Annotated in this window: 25 protein-coding genes; 17 read left to right on the top strand and 8 right to left on the bottom strand. The window is 68.1% G+C overall.

Going from position 1 to position 15728, the window contains the following annotated elements; translation table 11 throughout:
• Window positions 1-16 precede the first annotated feature (16 nt).
• Window positions 17-712, bottom strand: coding sequence for a hypothetical protein (locus tag FOH10_RS27105; RefSeq protein ID WP_143982826.1), 696 nt, complete (start codon window positions 710-712; stop codon window positions 17-19).
• 143 nt (window positions 713-855) lie between these two features.
• On the opposite strand from FOH10_RS27105, the gene FOH10_RS27100 reads away from it, so the two are divergent.
• Both FOH10_RS27100 and FOH10_RS35020 read left to right on the top strand, forming a co-directional pair.
• Window positions 856-1884, top strand: coding sequence for an SDR family oxidoreductase (locus tag FOH10_RS27100; RefSeq protein ID WP_143982825.1), 1029 nt, complete (start codon window positions 856-858; stop codon window positions 1882-1884).
• A gap of 5 nt (window positions 1885-1889) precedes the next feature.
• Window positions 1890-2054, top strand: coding sequence for a hypothetical protein (locus FOH10_RS35020; RefSeq protein ID WP_186000602.1), 165 nt, complete (start codon window positions 1890-1892; stop codon window positions 2052-2054).
• An 88-nt stretch (window positions 2055-2142) separates the two neighbouring features.
• On the opposite strand, the gene FOH10_RS27095 is transcribed toward FOH10_RS35020, so the two are convergent.
• Complete coding sequence (locus FOH10_RS27095; protein ID WP_143982824.1) at window positions 2143-3366, bottom strand: lycopene cyclase family protein; 1224 nt, start codon at window positions 3364-3366, stop codon at window positions 2143-2145.
• A gap of 93 nt (window positions 3367-3459) precedes the next feature.
• Window positions 3460-4068, bottom strand: coding sequence for a DUF8020 domain-containing protein (locus FOH10_RS27090; RefSeq protein WP_143982823.1), 609 nt, complete (start codon window positions 4066-4068; stop codon window positions 3460-3462).
• Window positions 4069-4356: 288 nt separating this feature from the next.
• Here FOH10_RS27090 and FOH10_RS35015 point away from each other — a divergent pair, with 288 nt between their 5' ends.
• Both FOH10_RS35015 and rpmI read left to right on the top strand, forming a co-directional pair.
• Window positions 4357-5022, top strand: a complete 666-nt coding sequence (locus FOH10_RS35015; RefSeq protein ID WP_186000601.1) for a hypothetical protein — start codon at window positions 4357-4359, stop codon at window positions 5020-5022.
• Between the two features lie 203 nt (window positions 5023-5225).
• A complete protein-coding gene (rpmI, locus tag FOH10_RS27080; RefSeq protein WP_235204337.1) occupies window positions 5226-5420 on the top strand; it encodes a 50S ribosomal protein L35 in 195 nt (64 codons plus the stop codon).
• A 29-nt stretch (window positions 5421-5449) separates the two neighbouring features.
• Here the strand turns inward: rpmI and FOH10_RS27075 are convergent, their stop codons facing one another.
• The gene (locus FOH10_RS27075; protein WP_143982821.1) at window positions 5450-5926 is read right to left on the bottom strand and encodes a hotdog fold domain-containing protein; all 477 of its coding nucleotides are present in this window, start codon (window positions 5924-5926) and stop codon (window positions 5450-5452) included.
• A 169-nt stretch (window positions 5927-6095) separates the two neighbouring features.
• Here FOH10_RS27075 and FOH10_RS27070 point away from each other — a divergent pair, with 169 nt between their 5' ends.
• The 13 genes from FOH10_RS27070 to FOH10_RS27010 all read left to right on the top strand — a co-directional run bounded on the left by FOH10_RS27070 (window position 6096) and on the right by FOH10_RS27010 (window position 12947).
• Complete coding sequence (locus FOH10_RS27070) at window positions 6096-6488, top strand: hypothetical protein (RefSeq protein WP_143982820.1); 393 nt, start codon at window positions 6096-6098, stop codon at window positions 6486-6488.
• Window positions 6489-6920: 432 nt separating this feature from the next.
• Window positions 6921-7226 (top strand): 30S ribosomal protein S10, encoded by a 306-nt coding sequence (rpsJ, locus tag FOH10_RS27065; RefSeq protein WP_003938093.1) that lies wholly within the window; start codon window positions 6921-6923, stop codon window positions 7224-7226.
• 14 nt (window positions 7227-7240) lie between these two features.
• Window positions 7241-7906: a 50S ribosomal protein L3 gene (rplC, locus tag FOH10_RS27060; RefSeq protein ID WP_143982819.1), complete on the top strand. Its 666-nt coding sequence runs from the start codon at window positions 7241-7243 to the stop codon at window positions 7904-7906.
• A complete protein-coding gene (gene rplD, locus FOH10_RS27055; RefSeq protein WP_029923607.1) occupies window positions 7903-8583 on the top strand; it encodes a 50S ribosomal protein L4 in 681 nt (226 codons plus the stop codon). Before rplC ends, rplD begins: the two co-directional genes overlap by 4 nt.
• The gene (rplW, locus tag FOH10_RS27050; protein ID WP_029923608.1) at window positions 8580-8885 is read left to right on the top strand and encodes a 50S ribosomal protein L23; all 306 of its coding nucleotides are present in this window, start codon (window positions 8580-8582) and stop codon (window positions 8883-8885) included. Before rplD ends, rplW begins: the two co-directional genes overlap by 4 nt.
• Window positions 8886-8918: 33 nt before the next feature.
• A complete protein-coding gene (gene rplB / locus FOH10_RS27045; RefSeq protein WP_029923609.1) occupies window positions 8919-9749 on the top strand; it encodes a 50S ribosomal protein L2 in 831 nt (276 codons plus the stop codon).
• Window positions 9750-9763: 14 nt separating this feature from the next.
• On the top strand, window positions 9764-10045 hold the full coding sequence (gene rpsS / locus FOH10_RS27040) for a 30S ribosomal protein S19 (RefSeq protein WP_029923610.1): 282 nt from the start codon (window positions 9764-9766) through the stop codon (window positions 10043-10045).
• The gene (gene rplV / locus FOH10_RS27035; RefSeq protein ID WP_029923611.1) at window positions 10042-10443 is read left to right on the top strand and encodes a 50S ribosomal protein L22; all 402 of its coding nucleotides are present in this window, start codon (window positions 10042-10044) and stop codon (window positions 10441-10443) included. The genes rpsS and rplV overlap by 4 nt, the downstream gene beginning before the upstream one ends.
• On the top strand, window positions 10444-11250 hold the full coding sequence (rpsC, locus tag FOH10_RS27030) for a 30S ribosomal protein S3 (protein ID WP_143982818.1): 807 nt from the start codon (window positions 10444-10446) through the stop codon (window positions 11248-11250).
• Between the two features lie 3 nt (window positions 11251-11253).
• Window positions 11254-11670 carry a 50S ribosomal protein L16 gene (rplP, locus tag FOH10_RS27025; RefSeq protein ID WP_029923613.1) on the top strand — a complete coding sequence of 139 codons (417 nt, stop codon included), beginning with the start codon at window positions 11254-11256 and terminating at the stop codon, window positions 11668-11670.
• Complete coding sequence (gene rpmC / locus FOH10_RS27020) at window positions 11670-11909, top strand: 50S ribosomal protein L29 (protein ID WP_029923614.1); 240 nt, start codon at window positions 11670-11672, stop codon at window positions 11907-11909. The genes rplP and rpmC overlap by 1 nt, the downstream gene beginning before the upstream one ends.
• Complete coding sequence (gene rpsQ, locus FOH10_RS27015) at window positions 11906-12202, top strand: 30S ribosomal protein S17 (protein WP_029923615.1); 297 nt, start codon at window positions 11906-11908, stop codon at window positions 12200-12202. The genes rpmC and rpsQ overlap by 4 nt, the downstream gene beginning before the upstream one ends.
• A gap of 220 nt (window positions 12203-12422) precedes the next feature.
• A complete protein-coding gene (locus FOH10_RS27010; RefSeq protein ID WP_143982817.1) occupies window positions 12423-12947 on the top strand; it encodes a hypothetical protein in 525 nt (174 codons plus the stop codon).
• 12 nt (window positions 12948-12959) lie between these two features.
• Here FOH10_RS27010 and FOH10_RS27005 read toward each other — a convergent pair whose 3' ends face one another.
• The 4 genes from FOH10_RS27005 to FOH10_RS26990 form a co-directional block, all read right to left on the bottom strand.
• Window positions 12960-13541 carry a putative glycolipid-binding domain-containing protein gene (locus tag FOH10_RS27005; protein ID WP_143982816.1) on the bottom strand — a complete coding sequence of 194 codons (582 nt, stop codon included), beginning with the start codon at window positions 13539-13541 and terminating at the stop codon, window positions 12960-12962.
• Window positions 13542-13901: 360 nt separating this feature from the next.
• Window positions 13902-14366 carry a hypothetical protein gene (locus tag FOH10_RS27000; protein WP_143982815.1) on the bottom strand — a complete coding sequence of 155 codons (465 nt, stop codon included), beginning with the start codon at window positions 14364-14366 and terminating at the stop codon, window positions 13902-13904.
• 170 nt (window positions 14367-14536) lie between these two features.
• Window positions 14537-14968 (bottom strand): hypothetical protein, encoded by a 432-nt coding sequence (locus FOH10_RS26995; RefSeq protein ID WP_143982814.1) that lies wholly within the window; start codon window positions 14966-14968, stop codon window positions 14537-14539.
• A gap of 166 nt (window positions 14969-15134) precedes the next feature.
• Complete coding sequence (locus FOH10_RS26990; RefSeq protein ID WP_143982813.1) at window positions 15135-15569, bottom strand: pyridoxamine 5'-phosphate oxidase family protein; 435 nt, start codon at window positions 15567-15569, stop codon at window positions 15135-15137.
• Window positions 15570-15728 lie beyond the last annotated feature (159 nt).

Genomic DNA, 15728 nt, shown 5'->3' with positions numbered 1-15728 from the left:
CGGGTAGTCGCTACCGCTACGGCGCGTTCTCGACCTTCCGCACGGCGTCGGCGAAGAACTGCTCCGCCTTCGCCTCGTCGAGGGTGTCGCCGAGGGACGTCACCCGCACCGCCACGGTGGTGCCGGGCAGGGACGCCCAGCCCGCGTAGGACACAGTGGTCGTCGGCGGGACATCGCGCACCGACGCGGTGCTCGTCGAATACGAGGCGATGGCGTCGATACCGGCGAGGGCGGCGGGCGGGGTGCGGCTTTCCGTGCGCACCCGGGAGTCCACCCGCTCGCCCTCGAACTCGCTGCTCACGGTCAGCTCCGCGCACCGGGCCTCGGTCTGCGCGAACTCGTGCGTGTCGATGCCGCGACCCGAGACGAACTCGATGAAGATGGCCGTCTCGGCGACCACGGCGGTGACCGCCGCCTCGTCCAGAGCCTGCTTGCTCGCGGCCTCCAGATCCAGCTGCGGTGCGCGGCATTCCTGTGGGTCGATGGTGGAGTTCGCCTGCACCCCCGCGAAATCGGTCAGCTGCTCGCGCAGTCGTTCCACGGGCAGGTTCACCGGCTTGGCGTCGGCGGGTAGGTCCGAACCGCTCAGGAGCAGCTGATCGCGGGGCGTGCTGGGGGCGGCGTCGGACGCTCCCGGGGAGTCGCCGCCGCAGCCGGTCGCCAGCACACCCACGCACACCACCGATGCGGTTGTCAGAGTCCGAAGGTTCACGCGCACAGCATGCCGTGAATCACCGCCTCGGACGGGCAGGTTCGTCGATCTCCGCCTGGTCGCGGCGAGTCACGCGCCCGGTATGACCGGCTCGCGAGGATGCGCCCGCTGGGGTGTGGCATGGGTCACGCTATGGTGAGCCCATGGCTTACCTGGTTACCGGAGCGACCGGGTTCATCGGCAGATTCCTCGTACCGGAGCTGCTGAAACGCGGCGAACAGGTCTTCGTGCTGGTACGGCCGGGCGAGGATTCGGTCCTGCGCTTCAACCGCTGCCTACGCGGCTGGGCGGCCGGGGACCGGGTGCGGCCGGTGCGCGGCGACCTCAGCGCACCCGGAATGGGCATCGACCCGCGTTGGATTGCGGCGCAGCGCGGTTCGATCTCGCACGTCTTCCATCTGGCGGGCGGGTACGACGCGGTCGGCGCCGGTGGCGGCACCCGGCGGGTGGTGGACCTGGCCGGAGAGCTGTCGGCCGGTGCGCTGCACCATATTTCGAATGTGGCGGTGGCGGGGGACTGGGAGGGTCGCTTCTCCGAGGACATGTTCGAGGTCGGGCAGGTGCTCGCCACACCCTGGCAGCGGTCGCTGCTCGAGGCCGAGCGGGCGGTGCGGGACAGCTGCCCGGTGCCGTGGCGGATCTACCGGCCCTCCATCGTGATCGGCGATTCCCGCACCGGCGAGATCGACCGGATCGAGGGGCCGTACTACTTCTTCCGGCTGTTGCGCATGGCGGCGCAGCTGCCGCGCCTGCTGCCGGTGGTGGCGCCGAAGCTGGGCGAAACCAATATGGTGCCGGTCGATTTCGTGGCGCGGGCGCTGGACCATATCGCGCACGGCGACGCCGAGTCCGGGACCACCTTCCATCTGGTCGATCCGCGCCGCCAGAGCGTGGCCGACGCGCTGAACCTCTTCGCCGACGAGGCCGGAGCGCCGCATCTGGTCGAGGTCATGCCGAAGCAGACCCTCGATATGACGCTGCGGATGCCCGGCGTGGGCCGCATCCTGCGCCAGGTCGGGGTGCCCACCGAAATCATCGAGCACAGCGAGTTCACCTGCTGGTTCGACTGCCGCCGCGCCGCCGAAGCACTCGCCGGAACGGATATCAAGGTGCCGCCGCTGGCGGGGTACGCGCCGATCATCTGGAAGTACTGGATCGAGAACTGGGTATGAACCCGATGGCGACGGATGCTCGCACCGAGAGGACCGAGGTTGCGTGCGGCGAGTCGGCCGACGCCGACCGCCGCTACCGCGCCGCTTGGGCCGACCGGCTGATCCGGGCGGACGGTGGCGGCGAAGCGCCCGGTGTGATGGACCGGTCGATCTCCGGCCGCAAGGTCTGATAACGGTCGTCGGCGTAGGCGAGCGGCCTCGCTCCGGACGTTCGATGGCGCTACGGGTGACCGGCCTCGCTCCGGACGTTCGGTGGCGCTACAGGTGACCGGGGAGTTCCTCCGCGGCCGCGACGATCTCATCGGCGTCGGACGCGCGTCCGAAGTCGTAGCCCACCCAGCGGTTGCGGTTGGTCCAGCCGACCAGGTCGTAGCGCCAGCGGAAAGGCCAGGTGGTGGCCACGGTCATGAACAGCGCCGCACCCAGTGCGGTGTAGTCGTCGTGAGCGGAGAGCAGGGCGCGCTGCTGGCGCGGCGGCCGGGTGAAGAACGCGTCGAACATGGACTTGGACTGCGCCGTGGTGAGGCGGCCGAGGCCGTACACACCACGCATCCGCATCCAGTACACCAGCCGCGCCTGCCACGGCCACATGGCCCGGATCGGATCGTCCCCGCGCTGGAGGGCATCCAGTGCGGTATCCACCAGCGACAGCGAATCCGCCACGCAGTAGCCGGTGATGGGGTGCATCATCCCGCCCCGGGAGCCGAAGGGGATCACCTGCCCCGGACCGGCTTTCGGCGGTGCGTAGTCCAGCGGGTAGTGCGCGGCCTCGCTCTTCTCGTCACCGCGTAGTCGAATGCCGTGCGCCGCCAGTCGATTCAGGGTGCGCCGCCGCAACTCGTGCTGCGGCATTCCGCCGCGCAGGCCGAGGCTGGTCTCCTCGAAGATCACCGTGCCGTCGCCGAGCGGCACCGCGTACAGGAACGAGGGCGGCGCGTCCGGGCCCGCCCCGTTCTCGTCGCGCCAGTCCAGCATCAGGCCCTCGCCGGGGGTGACCATGGGCGCGGCGCGGTCCTCGTCCACGAAAATGCCGTGGGCGCTGGCGGTTCGGCGCTGCCTCGGCGATGCCTGGCCGCGGGTGTCGAACACGGCTCCGGCCACGACCTCGGTGCCGTCCGCCAGCTCCACCCGGTGCGCCTCGACCGTCCGGGCGCGCTGTGCCAGCACGGTGGCGTCGTCCAGCGGCAGCGCATCCCACAGCCCGCGCTTGGACAGCACGCAGTAGGGGCGCTCGATCCGGCGTTCGGCGGTGGTCCACACCACGGGCCGGTCGATCCGGCTCGCGATGGCGCCGTGCGGCAGCCACTCCGGCAGCTCGTCCACCCAGCACGAGTAGGTGGGCACCCACAGCCGTTCGGGGCGCGGGTCCATCGCGACGACCCGCAGTCCCGCCCGCATCGCCCGATGCGCCAGCGCGCGCCCTGTCGGCCCGAGCCCCACCACGCACACATCGGCTTCCTTGCCGATCTTCAGGCCACTCATACCCGCATTCAAACAGCCGTGCCGGGCGGACGCCAGACCACCCGTGGTTCCCGCACCGGTTCCCCGGAATCGGACGCGGTCGTGCGCGGCGGGTCAGGGCTGGCCGCTCACCACGGCCGTCACCGCGTCCAGGAAGGGCTGTCCGCCCATGGCGTAGCCACCGGCGATCGCACCGACCAGCAGGCCGATCGGGCCGGTCAGAATGCTGAAGAAGCCCATGCCGAGCACGGTTCCGATGAGGCCGCCCAGCACGCCGCCGACCACGACGCCCACCACGTTGTCGTTGATCTCGTTGGTGAGCCGGGCCATGGAGTTGATGGGCTGCATCTCGCCGATCTCGCTCGCGGTCACCGTGGGTTCGAGCGCGAGTTCGCGGCCGTCGTCGGAAATGCGGTGCGCCACTTCGACGGTGGTGCCGGAGATCTCGTAGGCCAGCGGCACCGTGGCAACCACCTCCCCGGCGTCGGAGGTGAGCGTGACGGCGGTGGCGTCGACATCGACCGCGAAGGTGCCGCCGGAGACGGCGGTGGTCAGCGACCGGGAGAAGTCGGAGAGTACGGCGTGATAGCGGACCCCCTGGTCATCGCCGCTGGCGGAGAGCTCACGCGGGGTGGACTCCGGTGCCGCGCCGACACCACCCGCGGTGATCCCCAGGGCGGCGACGGTCAGGAACGCGACGGTGGCGAAGCGGCCGAACTTCATTCAGGAAATTCCTTCTGGCAAACCCTCGACCCGCGCAGGCCGAATGTACGAACGTTTACAGCGTTCGAACCTTGGTGCCCGCAAAGGAGATTGGCGAGAGCACCGGCCTCATCGTTATCAGAATGAAATCTGGACATTTGCCCGAAGTTGTGTTGTAAAAACGTGCACATTCACAATTCGACGGTGCCCCGGTCGGTGGTGTAGGACATGTCGTGATTGTCGTTATCGATCGACAACTTCGAGCGGGGTGGGCCTGAGGTTCGAAGCAGCGCAGGGAAGGGCAGGAAAATGGCGCCTCGAAAGGCCCGGGCCGGAATCGCTCTCGCGGGCGTAGTCATCGTGGGCGCGCTGGCCACGGCCGGTGCGCTGGCCGCCGTGCTCTCGCAGGTCGCCGAGCGTCGCGCCGCGGCGGTGGAGAACCGCGGTGCCACAACGACATCGGTGACCACCACCGAGGCCGCCGTCATCGACGGCGTGGCACAGCCCGGGATCGCGGCCGCCGCCCCCTCCGCCCCCACGACCTCCGCCCTCGTGCACAGGACCGTCAGCCAAGGCAGTCCGGAACTGCAACTGACCGTCGGCGATTGCGTGGCCGTCGCCGCCTCGGGCTCCGGCCTGGAGAAAACCTCCTGCGGCAGTGGCACTTCCGCCTACACCGTCACCCATCTGGCCACCGACGGCGCCCCCTGTCCGAGTGATGTCGACCGATCGCACCAACGTGCCCTCCCCGACGGTGAGCACGACGCCCTCTGCCTCGACATCGCCTGGGTCCCCGGCACCTGCATGGACCTCTCCGGCGACATGGCCACCCCCGTCGACTGCACCTCCGCCGCCCCCGGCCGCGTCCGGGTCGTCGAGATCAAGCGCAACACCACCGATGTCAACGCCTGCTCCGCGGGCGACCAAGGCTTCGTCTACGACGAGCGTCGCTACGTGGTCTGCGTAGCCTCCTGACCTTCTCCCGCTGCGCGATTCGCGGCGCTGCCGTCATCGGCGATCGAATATCCATCGCCTTTTTGCCGGACTGATCTCCTGTGAATTCCTCGCAACTCGAACCTCATAGCGGCACTTCCGGATTCGGACTCGTGCGGGTAACGCGAGCTCTACCCTGGAGGGATATCCGCACGGCGTCCGGCGCTTCAGGGATGGTGGTTCGAGTGCCGAAGAACAAGTCGCACAAAGGAATTTCCAAGCGCGTCAAGGTGACCGGTTCGGGGAAGTTGCGACGAGCGCAGGCGAACAAGAATCACCTCTTGGAGAAGAAGCCTTCCACGCGGACGCGGCGGTTGAATATGGAAGAGGACTTCGCCAAGGCGGATCGCAAGCGGGTCAAGCGGATGCTGGGGATCTGAGGGGCGGGGATCCGAGGAGTCCGCCGCGACTACTTGGGCGTCACCCAGGTGGTGATGTCGGCGTGGACGACCTCCAGGCCCGTCTTGTCGTAGATGGAGACGGGGATGATCAGGTCCCGGCCCTCGGTGATGGCGTCGAAGTCGGGGAGCTCGGGCAGTTTCGCGACCGCGCGCAGGCCCGAGTTGGCCTTGGCGAGGTACTGCACGTTCATGGCCTTGGGGATCCACCGGTGGCTGGTCGGGACGGTGGCCTCGCTGAGCATGCCCATGGCGACCTCCGCCAGATTGCAGGCCGCGATGGCGTGGAAGGTGCCGAGGTGGTTGTGGATGCCGAACCACTTGGGCGCGGTCACCTCGCACAGTCCCGGCTCCAGGCGTACGACGCTGGGCAGCACCGTGCCGAAGTACGGCACCCGCGCGACCATGCCGAGCGAGAAGAGGGCGTGGCCCAGCCGATTGTCGGGCAGCTTCTTCCAGCCGCGCAGCGTGGAGGTCTCATTGCTCATGGCTCGGATCTTACTTGAAAGTAAGTTAGGTGCAGAAGTGCGTCTCGAACTCTAAGGAAACTGGTTGGTCGCCTTATTGGTCTAGGGTGTCGCCGCTGCCGAGCTACGTCGCGCAGTTGGTGCCGGTGCCAACTCACCGGCTCGTCGGGGGAATGGAGCTCGAGAAAACATGCGTATCAAGACCGCTGTCGCGTCGCTGGGGATCGCGCTGGCGGGTGCGGCCGCCATGGTCACGGTGGGGGCCGCGTCGGCCGCCGCCGTCAACCCGGTCATCGAACCGGCCCAGGGTGTCTACTTCGGCTTGGAGTTCGATCCGGCTGAGACCGCCGCGCTGGGCAACAGCGCGATCCCGGGACTGCTGACCCAGTTCCTGCCGGTCGAGCGGACCGGCTTCGTCCTCGACGACGACTCGGTGCTGCCCGTCGTGGACGGCCTCCTCTATGCCACGCCCGGTGCGGTGGTGAACGAGGCGGCCGCGCGGCAGGGGCAGGTCGGCATCGCGCTGGTGGACCCGGTCGTCGCCGGGGGGTACCAGTTCCTGATCGTGCAGGATCTGCCCTGATGCGGGTAGCGGTGTGACCAGGGCCATCGGCCGCTGATCGGGGAGGGGGGCGATTTGAGATCGCCCCTCGCCTCGAGGCATACTGTTCGGGTTGCCCGCACCGGGCTGCGTCTGTTCTGTGGAAAGACGCTGGTGGTAGCGGGTGAGCAAGACCCAATTTTGTACCCGGCCGAGTGCGGCGCGGGTGCGTCCGGAACGAGGTTCCGAGGCTCATAAGGATTTCATCCGGGGCCGAGGAATGAGCGGCTGAGCGACACGCCCGACCGCGTGGGCCGGAAGAACCATGACAGATGAACAGCGGTGACGGAGCGGGGTGCGCCCCGGTCGAGTTGGTAGCTGATGCGTCTTCGTGTGTTCGGGCTGTGCAAATGAGGGTGGTTCGGGAGCGAAAGCTCCGGTGCCACAACGTAAGCGGAGAAAAGGACACTCAGCGTGGCGGGACAGAAGATCCGCATCAGGCTCAAGGCCTACGACCATGAGGCGATCGACGCGTCTGCGCGCAAGATCGTCGAGACGGTGACCCGCACCGGCGCCCGTGTCGTCGGCCCGGTGCCGTTGCCGACCGAAAAGAACGTGTACTGCGTCATCCGTTCGCCGCACAAGTACAAGGACTCGCGCGAACACTTCGAGATGCGCACGCACAAGCGGCTGATCGACATCCTCGACCCGACGCCGAAGACGGTTGACGCTCTCATGCGCATCGACCTCCCGGCCAGCGTCGACGTCAACATTCAGTGACGGGGACTGCAGATATGACTGACAACAAGAGCCGCCCGGCAGCGGGCATCCTGGGCACCAAGCTCGGCATGACCCAGGTCTTCGACGAGAAGAACCGCGTCGTTCCGGTGACCGTCATCAAGGCTGGTCCCAACGTCGTGACCCAGATTCGTACCCAGGAGCGCGACGGCTACTCCGCCGTCCAGGTCGCCTTCGGCGCCATCGACCCGCGCAAGGTGAACAAGCCGGTCTCCGGCCAGTTCGCCAAGGCCGGCGTCACCCCGCGCCGCCACATCGTGGAGATCCGCGTCGCCGACGCCTCCACCTTCGAGGTCGGCCAGGAGATCAACGCCGACGTGTTCGAAGAGGGCAGCTACGTCGACGTGACCGGCACCTCCAAGGGCAAGGGTTACGCGGGCACCATGAAGCGCCACGGCTTCCGCGGCCAGGGTGCCTCGCACGGTGCGCAGGCCGTGCACCGTCGTCCGGGTTCGATCGGTGGTTGCTCCACCCCCGGCCGTGTCTTCAAGGGCATGCGCATGGCGGGTCGCATGGGTAACGACCGCGTCACCACGCAGAACCTCTCGGTCCACAAGGTGGACGCCGAGAACGGCCTGCTGCTGATCAAGGGCGCGATCCCGGGCCGCAAGGGCGGCGTCGTGATCGTCAAGAGTGCAGTGAAGGGTGGTGCCCGGGCGTGAGCGCTGTGAGCACTGAGAAGAAAGCCAACCTGTCGCTGCCGGTCAAGGCACCGGGCGGCAAGACCGACGGCACCGTCGAACTCCCCGCGGAGATCTTCGACGTGACCGCCAATATCGCGCTGATGCACCAGGTCGTCGTGGCTCAGCAGGCCGCGGCCCGCCAGGGCACGCACGCCACCAAGACCCGGGGCCAGGTCTCCGGCGGTGGCAAGAAGCCGTACCGCCAGAAGGGCACCGGCCGCGCCCGCCAGGGTTCGACCCGCGCGCCGCAGTTCGCCGGCGGTGGCACCGTCCACGGCCCGCAGCCGCGCGACTACAGCCAGCGCCTGCCCAAGAAGATGAAGGCCGCCGCGCTGCGTGGCGCCCTCTCGGACCGGGCCCGCAACGAGCGCATCCACGTGATCACCGAGCTGGTGGCGGGTCAGACCCCGTCCACCAAGACCGCGAAGTCCTTCCTCGCCGAGCTGTCGGAGCGGAAGAACATCCTGGTCGTGGTCGGCCGTGAAGATGTCACCGCGTGGAAGAGCGTGGCGAACCTGCAGGGTGTGCACCCGATCGCTCCCGACCAGCTGAACACCTACGACGTCCTCAAGAGCGACGACGTGGTCTTCTCGGTCGAGGCGCTCAACGCCTTCGTGCACGGCCCCGCCGAAGCTGCACAGGAGGAGAGCAAGTGACCACCATCGCCGATCCCCGCGACATCCTGCTCGCGCCGGTGATCTCCGAGAAGTCCTACGGGCTGATCGAAGAAGGCACCTACACCTTCCTGGTGCACCCGGACTCGAACAAGACGCAGATCAAGATCGCCGTTGAGAAGGTCTTCGGTGTGAAGGTGACCAGCGTCAACACCGCCAACCGTCAGGGCAAGCGCAAGCGGACCCGCTTCGGTTACGGCAAGCGCAAGAGCACCAAGCGCGCGCTCGTGACCATCTCGGCCGACAGCAAGCCCATCGAGATCTTCGGAGGCCCGGTCGCGTAAGCGGCTGGAGCTCCAGAAAGCAGAGAAGAACTCATGGCAATCCGTAAGTACAAGCCGACGACCCCGGGTCGCCGCGGTGCTTCGGTCTCGGACTTCGCCGAGATCACCCGCTCGACCCCCGAGAAGTCGCTGCTGCGTCCGCTCACCAAGTCCGGTGGTCGTAACGCCCACGGCCGGATCACCACCCGGCACCGCGGTGGCGGCCACAAGCGTGCCTACCGTCTGATCGACTTCCGTCGACTGGACAAGGACGGCATCCCGGCCAAGGTCGCGCACATCGAGTACGACCCCAACCGGACCGCGAACATCGCCCTGCTGCACTACGCGGACGGCGAGAAGCGCTACATCCTCGCGCCCAAGAACGTCACCCAGGGCACGAAGATCGAGTCCGGCACCGGCGCCGACATCAAGCCCGGCAACAACCTGCCGCTGCGCTCGATCCCGACCGGTACCACCATCCACGCGGTGGAACTGCGTCCGGGTGGCGGCGCCAAGCTGGCCCGTGCCGCCGGCATGAGCATCCAGCTGCTGGGTAAGGAAGGCTCCTACGCCGTCCTGCGTATGCCCTCCGGCGAGATCCGTCGCGTCGATGTGCGCTGCCGCGCCACCATCGGCGAGGTCGGCAATGCCGAGCAGTCCAACATCAACTGGGGTAAGGCCGGCCGTATGCGCTGGAAGGGCATCCGCCCGACCGTGCGTGGTGTGGTCATGAACCCGGTCGACCACCCGCATGGTGGTGGTGAAGGCAAGACCTCCGGTGGTCGCCACCCGGTCTCGCCGTGGGGCCAGCCCGAGGGCCGTACCCGCAAGCCCAACCGTCCGAGCGACAAGCTCATCGTCCGCCGCCGCGGCAAGAAGCGTTAAGGAGGAGGTTAAAGATGCCACGCAGCCTCAAGAAGGGCCCGTTCGTCGACGAACACCTCCTCAAGAAGGTGGACGTCCAGAACGAGAAGGGCTCGAAGCAGGTCATCAAGACCTGGTCGCGTCGTTCCACCATCATCCCCGATTTCATCGGCCACACGTTCTCGGTCCACGACGGCCGCAAGCACGTGCCGGTGTTCGTGTCGGAGAACATGGTTGGACACAAGCTCGGTGAATTCGCGCCGACCCGCACGTTCAAGAGCCACGTCAAGGAAGATCGGAAGAGCAAGCGGCGATGAGCACTGAAACTCAGAACCCGACCGCGCGCGCGACCGCCAAGCATGTCCGCGTGACCCCGATGAAGGCGCGCCGCGTCGTGGACATGGTCCGCGGCCAGCGGGTCGAGGACGCGCTGAACATCCTGCGGTTCGCTCCGCAGGCCGCCAGCGAGCCGGTCGCCAAGGTCGTGGCCTCCGCCGCGGCCAACGCCGAGAACAACCTCGGCCTGAACCCGGCGACCCTGGTCATCTCGACGGCCTACGTCGACGAGGGCGTGACCATGAAGCGCTTCCAGCCGCGTGCCCAGGGCCGCGCGTTCCGGATCCGCAAGCGCACCAGCCACATCACCATCGAGGTCGAGAGCGTGCCCACTGCCGGCGCTGCAGCTCGTAGCCGCCGGAAGGGAGGGGCAAAGTAAATGGGACAGAAGATCAATCCCCACGGCTTCCGCCTCGGTATCACCACCGACTGGAAGTCGCGTTGGTACGCGGACAAGCAGTACGCGGACTACGTGAAGGAAGACGTCGCGATCCGCAAGCTCCTCGCCACCGGCATGGAGCGGGCCGGCATCTCGAAGGTCGAGATCGAGCGCACCCGTGACCGCGTGCGGGTGGACATCCACACCGCGCGTCCGGGCATCGTGATCGGCCGTCGTGGCGCCGAGGCCGACCGCATCCGCGCCGCGCTGGAGAAGCTCACCGGCAAGCAGGTGCAGCTGAACATCCTCGAGGTCAAGAACCCCGAGTCGGATGCGCAGCTCGTCGCCCAGGGTGTGGCCGAGCAGCTGTCGAACCGTGTGGCGTTCCGTCGCGCGATGCGCAAGGCCATCCAGTCGGCCATGCGTTCGCCGAACGTCAAGGGCATCCGTGTGCAGTGCTCCGGCCGTCTCGGCGGCGCGGAAATGTCGCGCTCGGAGTTCTACCGCGAGGGTCGCGTGCCGCTGCACACCCTGCGTGCGGACATCGACTACGGCCTGTACGAGGCGAAGACCACCTTCGGCCGCATCGGCGTGAAGGTCTGGATCTACAAGGGCGACATCGTCGGCGGCAAGCGTGAGGTCACCGCGACCGCCGCGCCGTCCGGTGAGCGTCGCGAGCGTCGTGAGCGGCCGAGCCGTCCGCGTCGCTCCGGTGCCCAGGGCACCACGGCGACCAGCACCGAGGCCGGGCGTCAGGGTACCGCTACCGCGGTGGCCGACGCTCCGGCAGAGTCCAAGGAGGGCTGACCTATGTTGATGCCTCGCAAGGTCAAGCACCGTAAGCAGCATCACCCCAAGCGCTCTGGCATGGCCAAGGGCGGCACCTCGGTGGCGTTCGGCGAGTACGGCATCCAGGCTCTGGAGCCTGCCTACGTCACCAACCGGCAGATCGAGTCGGCGCGTATCGCGATGACCCGCCACATCCGTCGTGGCGGCAAGATCTGGATCAACATCTACCCGGACCGGCCGCTCACCAAGAAGCCCGCCGAAACCCGCATGGGTTCCGGTAAGGGTTCGCCCGAGTGGTGGGTCGCGAACGTGAAGCCCGGTCGGGTCATGTTCGAAATGTCTTACCCGAACGAGGAGACCGCTCGTGAGGCCCTGCGCCGCGCGATGCACAAGCTCCCGATGAAGTGCCGGATCGTGACCAGGGAGGAGCAGTTCTGATGGCTACCGGAACTCCGGCTGCAGAGCTGCGCGAGCTCACCGAAGACGAGCTCGTCGCCAAGCTGCGCGAATCCAAGGAAGAGCTGTTCAACCTGCGCTTCCAGATGGCGACCGGCCAGTTGCAGAACAACCGGCGCCTGCGTGTGGTCAAGCATGAGATCGCGCGCATCTACACGGTCATGCGGGAGCGCGAGCTCGGCCTGGCCACCGGTCCTGAAGGCAAGGGAGACGCCGCATGAGCGACGTAAAGGGCCCGGCCAAGACGCCGGCCAAGCAGGAGGAGCGTGGCTCGCGCAAGGTGCGCATCGGCTACGTCGTCTCCGACAAGATGAGCAAGACCATCGTGGTCGAGCTGGAGGATCGCGTGAAGCACAAGCTTTACGGCAAGATCATCCGCACCACCTCGAAGGTCAAGGCCCACGACGAGAACGAGATCGCCGGTATCGGCGACCGCGTGCAGCTGATGGAGACCCGTCCGCTGTCGGCCACCAAGCGGTGGCGTCTGGTCGAGGTCCTGGAGAAGGCCAAGTAAGCCTGCTCCGCGACTGAGCCGTCGAGCTTCGAAGGCCCGCTTCCCGTTTCGGGGGAAGCGGGCCTTCGGGCATTCCGGCACAGGGTCGTTCGTGTCGCGCAGATCTCTCACACACCGGCCGTGGTATTGGCGCGAGCGGCGCTGGACCGCTATCTTCTTTGGTGCTATGAGTGCGGTGACTACGGCTTCGGGTGCTTGGCGGGCGAGTGATGGAGAGGCGGTGTCGTTCCGCGACGCCTCGGTGGCGTGGGCATTGGCCGCGCACGAGGTGTTGGTCGAAACCGCCTCGGAATACGGACATTTCGTCACGGTGAACGAATTGGCCGAGCGAGTGCAGGAGATGTCCGGTGTGCACACCAGCGCGCCGACCCGCACCTGGATGGACGCCATCCTGCGCAAGGTGACCCGCCGCTGCCACGCCGCGGGTGAACCGCCGTTGGCGGCGTTGTGCGTGCGCCAGAACCACAAGGTCGGCGACCATTACAAGTACATCCTCGAGGTGGCCGGGCTGCCCATCCCCACCGACCTCGAACTGCACGCCGCCTACGCGCGCTGGCAGTGCTATGCCGCGCACGGCGAGGTGCCCGCCGACGGCGGCATCCCGCCGCTCACCCCGAAGGTGGCCGCCAGCCGCAACGCCTCCGTCCACAAGGCCGAGCCCAAGCCCGCCGAGGAAGCCCGCGTCGCGGTCTGCGATTCCTGCTTCACCCAGCTCCCGGCCAGCGGCGTCTGCTTCTACTGCTGACAGTTCCGCGCGCTACCTTGCCCGCACCGCGATTCCCGGGTAGTCGACGATGAGCCCGGCCGCGTCGTACTCCAGCGTGGCTCGGAAGTCGAATTCCGGTGACTCGTAATCGAATCGGTGCCCCGGCCCCTCGCCCGGCAAGCGGCGGTAGCGCTGCTCCAGCCGGGTGACCGTCGGCACCGCCACGTGCACGTAAGCGGCCGGAGCGGCGGTGTCCACGCCCTCGGCCAGCGGCAGCCGGTGCACGGGAAAGGTATTGGTGCAGGCCGACGCCTCCAGATCGATGTCGACGCACCCGTCCAGCGCGGGTGCCGGTTCGCCGTCGACGGTCCAGCGCCCCGCCCCGTCCGCCGCCAATCGAACGGTGCGCCAACCCTTCTCGTCACGCACGGATACCCGCGCGGCGCGGGTGCGCCAGTGCCCGTCGAGTTCGATCGAATAGTCCACCGACCAGCCTCGCCCCATCTCGACGGCGGTGGTGTGACCATCGATCAGGACACCGGAATCAGTGATGCGCGGGAAGACGACCTCGAATCCCTCGCGCGCGCCGCGATGCCGCCAGGCAGCCATCCGAGGCGGGTGCTCGAATCTCATCCCACCACTGTGCCACCGCGACGGTGCGGTGATCCCCGCTCGCCCGAACGAGGCGCCCGGTCCCCTTGTACACGGTGCGAGCCCGCCGCCGTGCCACAGGAGCTTCCTCCTCGCCCGCGGTGTGACCGGTGCCGAATGCGTGCTGGAGGGCGGGGTTCAGGTGGCCTGGCGCGCGCACGCCCCGGTCCCGGCGCAGGTGAGTCGATGCGGCATCCGGTTCGGCACGACTGTCGTTCCGGTGCGCGAACCGGGGGTGGCCGCCGGTGATCCGTCCGCCCGGAGCTGCCTCTGCCGGCGGTGGTTCGGTACTGCGTTGCCGTTCGGCGGCGGTGTCTTTTCGCCGTTCTCGCCGCCGGGCACTCAGGCCGGGTCGACGGTGAAGGTGGCCTGTCCGGGGTGGTGCAGCAGAGGTGCGGTGGAGACGGTCGCCTCGACGCGACCGGGGCCGGTCGGCAGGAGAACGCCTGTGGCCGGGCCGGTTTCGCCGAAGGGGCCACCCACGACCACGGTCGCCGTGGAGCCGGACGCGCCCGTGTCGAGGTTGCGCCAGGTGACGGTGGCGGTGACTGAGCAGCCGGACTGGTGGGAGCCCGGAGTCGCGCTCCAGAAGGTGCCGCGCAGGTAGACGGCGGCCTCTCCGGGGGCGCTGTAGTCGCTGGGGCCGGGGATGGCGGTGCCGCTGACCTCGCCCGCGCAGGTCCAGCCGGTCGCGAGGGTGTAGGTGGGGGAGAAGGTGGTGGCCGCCGAGGCGGTGCCGGTGGTGGCGACCAGGGCGGCGGTGACGGCGATGCCGAGTACAGCGGTGCGACCGAGAGTGGCGATCATAGGAGCCTGCCTTTCACGCTGACGAGTGTGGTCGTGCCGTCGTCGACAAGTGCTCCGCACATCGCTTCGGGTGCTTCGAGCGTGCCGACGATGGGGGCGGCGGTGTACGAGCCCGCTCCGCGAGAGTTCGCAGGGTATGTCGAACCCCGCGGTATGGGTGTTACCGCAGCTCAGCCGACGGTGAAGCTGACCATGCTCGGCAGGTGCGGCAGCGACACGGTGGAGATCCACGCCTCGACGCGCCCCGGACCGGTGGGCAGCACCGCGCCCGTGATCGGTCCGGGCCGCCCGCCGGGACTCCCGGTGACATCGGCCCCGGCGGTGCCCGAGGTGCCGCTGTCGAGATTGCGCCAGGCGATGGTGGTGGTGGCCACGCAGGCGGGCTGGGGCACCGGTGTCATGAAGGTGCCGCGCAGATAGATGGCGGCCACCCCACGGCCCGGCAGCGCCACCGCGCTGATCTCACCCGCGCAGGTACCGGCGGACGCGAGCGTCATGACGGCGGGAAAAGGTACTGCCGCAGCGGCTTTCGCGGTGGAACCGAGCAGGGCCGCTCCGAGGGCGAGTCCGAGCGCGGCCGTGGCGGCGACGATCCTGAACATGGCTACCTTTCGCTGACGGTGGTCGAGCGGAGAAACGGGAGTTTCGGTGATAGCGAGAGAACCGCAGCTTACGTTGGACGGGCCGACGCGCTCGGGGCGGGGCGGAAACGCGAAGGCCCGCCTCCGGACCGGGAGGCGGGCCGACGGCGTACGGGCCCGTAGCCGATCAGCCGAGTTCGCTGAGATCGCCCAGATCGGCGGAGAGCCACTTCTCGGGGCGCATGAACACGGCCACCTGGTCGCCGTGCGACTCGGCGAACTTCAGATACGGATCCACCTTGTCGGGCGGCAGATAGCGCGCGGCCATCTCCCGGTGCATCGCGTCGGTCATCGGCTCCACCCGGGTGATCGGCCCCTCCGCCGTGACGTAGCGCACGGTCGGCTCGAGCACCTGCGCCATCAGGCTGAATCGTCCGGCATCGCGTAGCCGCCGGAGTTTCACGGATTCGACCCCGGTGAGGATCCCGAGCTCACCGCCTGGTTCGTACTGGTACCAGATCGGCACATTGAGTGGGGCGCGGTCCGGGGCGACGGCCACGGCGAGCGCACCGATGTGGGGTTGGGCGAGGAATTCCTGTCGTTCTTGCAACGTCAGCGCCATGCGTCCACGGTACGTGCGCGGCGGCGTCTCGACCACCTCTTGCGTTATACGTATACGTCTACTTATAGTGACTGCGGAAGCAGCGCGGAGTTCGCGGCTTCGTCCGGATCGAGAGAACGAAATACGAAGCGGCACTGCGAAATCGAGGGGTCGGTGCCG

This window comes from Nocardia otitidiscaviarum (genome assembly GCF_007362295.1).
GTDB lineage: Bacteria > Actinomycetota > Actinomycetes > Mycobacteriales > Mycobacteriaceae > Nocardia > Nocardia otitidiscaviarum.
Note: the sequence above shows the minus strand (reverse complement) of the source record. Positions and strands in the feature narration are given on the sequence as shown.